Here is a 4,959-nt window from a genome sequence, read left to right on the forward strand (position 1 = left end):
GAGCGGCATGAGCGCGATTTTGCTTATGTGCCTGGGCCTGCTCAAGGCCGGCGACCACGTCGTCTGCTCGCAAAGCGTATTCGGCTCGACGATCAAGCTGCTCGGCAGTGATCTGGCCAAGTTCGGGCTGCAGACCAGCTTCGTCTCGCAGACCGACGTGACGGCATGGCGCGCCGCCATGCGGCCCAACACAAGGCTGTTGTTCGCCGAGACGCCGAGCAATCCGCTCACCGAGGTGTGCGACATCGCTGCGCTGGCACAGCTTGCGCACGAGGCGGACGCCTTGCTCGCGGTCGACAACTGTTTTTGTTCGCCGGCCCTGCAGCAGCCGGTCAAGCTCGGTGCTGACTTGATCATTCACTCCGGCACCAAGTACCTCGACGGTCAGGGCCGTGTTCTGGCCGGCGCGGTGTGCGGGTCCGCGAGCCTTGTCGACGAAAAACTGGTGCCGCTGATGCGGGGTGCCGGGATGTCGCTGTCGCCGTTCAATGCGTGGGTGGTGCTCAAGGGGCTGGAGACGCTGTCGATCCGCATGGCCGCGCAGAGCGAACGGGCGCTGGCACTGGCGCACTGGCTCGAGGCGCACGGCGCTATCGAGCGTGTCTACCACCCAGGACTTGCGTCGCACCCGCAACACGCCTTGGCGATGAGGCAGCAAAACGGCTGCGGTGGCGCGGTCGTGTCGTTCATCGTGAAGGGCGAGGGCGCCGAGCTGGCGCGCCGCAATGCCTTCCACACGATCGACAGCACCCGCATCTGCTCGATCACCGCCAACCTCGGCGACACCAAAAGCACCATCACCCATCCGGCCAGCACTTCGCACGGGCGTCTCAGCGAGCCGCAACGGCTGGCGGCCGGCATCACGCAGGGCCTGGTGCGCGTGGCCGTGGGCCTGGACGACGTCGAAGACTTGAAGGCCGACTTGGCGCGCGGCCTCGATGCATTGAGAGCATGACGATTTCCACCTCGCGGGTTCGCACCCGTTTCGCGCCGTCACCGACCGGCTTCATCCACCTCGGCAACATCCGCTCGGCGCTGTATCCGTGGGCGTTCGCGCGCGCCAACGGCGGCGTGTTCGTGCTGCGCATCGAGGATACCGACGCCGAACGCTCGTCGCAGGAGGCTGTCGACGTGATTCTCGAAGGCATGCACTGGCTCGGCCTCGACCCCGACGAAGGGCCGTTCTACCAGATGCAGCGCATGGACCGCTACAAGCAGGTGCTCGCGCAGATGCTCGACGAGGGCCTAGCCTATCGCTGCTACATGAGCCAGGCCGAGCTCGATGCGCTGCGGGAGAGGCAGACGGCCGAGAAACTCAAGCCGCGCTACGACGGCACCTGGCGGCCGGAGTCCGGCAAGGCTTTGCCGGCGGTGCCGCAGAGCGTTTCGCCGGTGATTCGCTTCAGATCGCCGATCAGCGGTAGCGTGGCCTGGGACGACAAGGTCAAAGGCCGCATCGAATTCAGCAACGACGAACTCGACGACCTGATCATTGCCCGAGCCGACGGCACGCCGACCTACAACTTCTGCGTTGTCGTCGACGACATCGACATGGCCATCACCCATGTGATCCGCGGCGACGACCATGTGAACAACACGCCGCGCCAGATTCACATACTGCGCGCCCTCGGCCACGAGCCGCCGGTCTATGCCCACCTTCCGACTGTGCTCAACGAACACGGCGAGAAGATGAGCAAGCGCCACGGCGCCAAAGCGGTGACGCATTACCGCGACGAGGGCTACTTGCCCGACGCGATGGTGAACTACTTGTCTCGACTGGGTTGGAGCCACGGCGACGACGAAATCTTCTCGCGAGATCAGTTCGTGGAATGGTTCAACCTCGACCATCTCGGCAAGAGCGCAGCGCAGTTCGACGAAGCCAAGCTGCGCTGGGTTGGCGCCCAGCACATGAAGCTGACCGACGATGCGCTGCTCGCCCCGCTGGTGGCCGAGCAACTTGGGCGTCTCGGGCACGAGGCGGTCAGCGGCCAGCGACTCGCGAACATGTGCGGCCTGTTCAAGGATCGGTGCGCCACGACAGTCGAACTCGCGCAGTGGCTGGACATGTACTTCGGTGCGGTGTCTGCGAGCGAGGAAGACCTTGCCGTGCATGTCACGGCCGCAGCCAGGCCTGCACTCACGGCGCTCGCCGTTCGGTTGGACGGAGTTCCCTCCTGGGACGCGCCGAGCATTCAACAAGCCATCAAGGCGACGCTCACCGAACACGGCATGAAGATGCCTCAGCTTGCGCCTGCGGTGCGCGTGCTCGTTTGCGCTCGCGCTCAAACCCCGTCGATCGATTCGGTGCTGTCCCTTTTCCCGCGTGCGACCGTCGTTGCTCGCTTGCGAGCCAACTGAAAATCCACTTATAATTTCCGCTTCGCTTTGAACAGCGCAGCCCGCTCAAAACGGGGGTATAGCTCAGCTGGGAGAGCGCTTGCATGGCATGCAAGAGGTCAGCGGTTCGATCCCGCTTACCTCCACCAACGGCGGCGTTGTTCAACGGGAAAAATTTGCAGTCCCCTTCGTCTAGAGGCCTAGGACACCACCCTTTCACGGTGATTACAGGGGTTCGAATCCCCTAGGGGACGCCAATAATTGCCGCAGCACTCTGGCTGCGGTTCGACAAGCCGGTCAGGGCTTATGCGGCGGACGCCAATGGGTGCGCTGCGAAATCTGCCGCCAAGGAGTGGTAGTTCAGTTGGTTAGAATACCGGCCTGTCACGCCGGGGGTCGCGGGTTCGAGTCCCGTCCACTCCGCCAACAATTGAGGGGTTAGCACTTGAAGGTGCTGACCCCTTATCGTTCCAGAACTAGCTGTGTTGTCTCAATAGATTGTTCACCGGAACAGTCTGGGTGTGATCGGGGCATGCACTTGAGATTTTCCGACTCATAGTGCGGTGATGCGGTGCAGAAGTACGTGACGGTTGTGCTCAAAGGTGGCGGCACTCTTGATGGCGCCGATACGCACGCTTCGCGGCGCGTTTTTGTAAGCATTCGCAATTTAGTCCGCTGCGGTAATTCTCTTTTACGACAACGTCTTACGAGAGTTCAGCAGGGATTTTTCCTGGAGACGGAATAGAAGAAGTTAAATGTCGATACACCTCCTCGAGCATTGCGACCCCACACTCCGGGTTGTAACTTCGAGAGTGCCCCTTGACAGCAATAGCCAACCCAGTCATTGCGGAGTCCTATCTGCATCTGCGGGCCTCCGTCGGTGGCGAGTCGTCCCGTGATGACGACACTTCGCGTCATTTCAAGATCAGGGCTGCCGACGATCACGGGCAGAGAAGCTCTACCAATATTCTGATCAAGCGTCGGTATGAGTGGCGTGGCTATCAGAATGTCGCTCTCCCCACGGAACAAGCGGGTCATCGGATCACGCTCTGTGCCACAGAGGAAGACGACGTCATCGGCACCATCACCGTCGGACTCGATGGTGCGGATGGGTTGTCTGCAGAAGACGCGTTCTGCTCGGAGGTACAAGCACTCCAAAAAAGCGGATTGCGGATTTGCGAGTTCACCAAGCTCGCCATGGAAGCAACAGCCGGTTCCAAGCATGTGCTGGCTTCTCTGTTTCATGTCGCCTACACGATCGCGCATCGCATCAGGGGCTTCGACATGCTGCTCATGGAGGTCAATCCACGTCATGTCGCGTACTACCGGCGCATGCTTGGATGTCAGATTCTCGGTGCGGAGCGGCTCAATCGCCGTGTCAGTGCGCCGGCCGTGCTGTTGTCTTTGAATCTCAACTACACGCGCGAGCAGATCCGCCGCTTCGGTGGGCACCCTGAGCAAGCTGCTTGCGAGAAGTCGTTGTATCCCTACGCGTTCTCCGAACCGGAGGAAGCCGGCATCATCGACCGACTGAACCGGTCCGTGTGGCCCGGAAAGCCTTCCTAAGCGAGCTCGCCTGCCATACGGCGTCGTCCCTCCCGATCTGAAAAGGTCGGAACAAGAGGATCACGCAGGCAAGGCGACCAGCCGTCCGTTCTTCAGTCGGTACGTTGCGTCGAAAAGCTCGCTCTGGGCACTGGCCCGGCAATCGCTGGACCGAACAGCGCGACGATCTTCCACGCTCAGGCCTCTTCCACGCTCAGGCCGCGCGTCGAGTCGCACGAGAACGACAGATCGTCTCCGCAGGGCGACGGCCCGGAAACTGCTGAGAGTAATTCGTCGAAATTCATGAAGCGACGGGCGCCGGCCAAGCTGGGAAGACGCGGATTCTAGAAGGAGTGCCCGCTGCCGAGTACCCCGCCTTCGCGCCGCTTTGACGGGCCTGCAGAGCTCACGCGGCCGCCGCGTCCGGCCTCTCCACGACCGTCGGCGTCTCGATCGGCCCCGGTGCCTCCTTGCGCGCAAAGAGCGTGTACACCGTCGGCACCACGAAGATGGTGAGCGCCGTGCCCAGGCTCATGCCGCCCACGATCACCCAGCCGATCTGCTGGCGGCTCTCGGCCCCGGCTCCGCTGGCGAGCGCCAGCGGCACGGCGCCCAGCACCATCGCGCCGGTGGTCATGAGGATGGGTCGCAATCGCAGGCTGGCCGCTTCGGTCACCGCGTCGATCGTGCTCTTGCCCTGCTGGCGCAACTGGTTGGAGAACTCGACGATCAGGATGCCGTGCTTGGTGATCAGCCCCACGAGGGTGATGAGCCCGATCTGCGAATACACGTTGAGCGTGCCGCCCGCCAGCTTCAAGGCCAGCAGTGCGCCCACCATCGACAGCGGCACCGCCAGCAGGATCACGAAGGGATCGACGAAGCTTTCGAACTGCGCAGCCAGCACGAGAAAGATGAACAGCAGCGCCAGCACGAACACCAGTCCGAGCGCGCCGCTGGAGGTGCGGAACTCCCGCGAGATGCCGTTCAACTCGGTCGAATAGCCGGGCTCGAGCACCTGGGCCGCCGTGGCATCCATGAACTCCAGCGCCTCGCCGAGCGCATAGCCGGGCGCCAGGT

General features: G+C 62.6%; 4 protein-coding genes and 3 tRNA genes. 6 read left to right on the forward strand and 1 reads right to left on the reverse strand.

Going from position 1 to position 4,959, the window contains the following annotated elements; genetic code table 11:
• From H0W38_RS16495 to H0W38_RS16520, 6 genes are all read left to right on the forward strand, one after another.
• A partial coding sequence (locus H0W38_RS16495; RefSeq protein WP_292456068.1) for an aminotransferase class V-fold PLP-dependent enzyme occupies positions 1-955 on the forward strand: 955 nt, incomplete at its 5' end.
• Complete coding sequence (gene gltX / locus H0W38_RS16500) at positions 952-2,358, forward strand: glutamate--tRNA ligase (RefSeq protein ID WP_292456069.1); 1,407 nt, start codon at positions 952-954, stop codon at positions 2,356-2,358. The genes H0W38_RS16495 and gltX, both read left to right, overlap by 4 nt.
• 52 nt (positions 2,359-2,410) lie before the next feature.
• Positions 2,411-2,486 (forward strand) — tRNA-Ala (locus H0W38_RS16505).
• Positions 2,487-2,518: 32 nt separating this feature from the next.
• A tRNA-Glu gene (locus tag H0W38_RS16510) sits at positions 2,519-2,594 on the forward strand.
• 92 nt (positions 2,595-2,686) lie between these two features.
• Positions 2,687-2,763, forward strand: a tRNA-Asp gene (locus tag H0W38_RS16515).
• Positions 2,764-3,156: 393 nt separating this feature from the next.
• Positions 3,157-3,903 (forward strand): long-chain N-acyl amino acid synthase, encoded by a 747-nt coding sequence (locus H0W38_RS16520; protein WP_292456070.1) that lies wholly within the window; start codon positions 3,157-3,159, stop codon positions 3,901-3,903.
• Between the two features lie 385 nt (positions 3,904-4,288).
• On the opposite strand, the gene H0W38_RS16525 is transcribed toward H0W38_RS16520, so the two are convergent.
• On the reverse strand, positions 4,289-4,959 hold a 671-nt coding region (locus tag H0W38_RS16525), incomplete at its 5' end, for an efflux RND transporter permease subunit (RefSeq protein WP_292456071.1).

This window comes from Methylibium sp. (assembly GCF_013817365.1).
Lineage (GTDB): Bacteria > Pseudomonadota > Gammaproteobacteria > Burkholderiales > Burkholderiaceae_C > Methylibium.

Excerpts from the sequence above, each read along its gene's own strand:
- gltX (WP_292456069.1), top strand. The coding sequence starts at position 952 with ATGACGATTTCCACCTCGCGGGTTCGCACCCGTTTCGCGCCGTCACCG.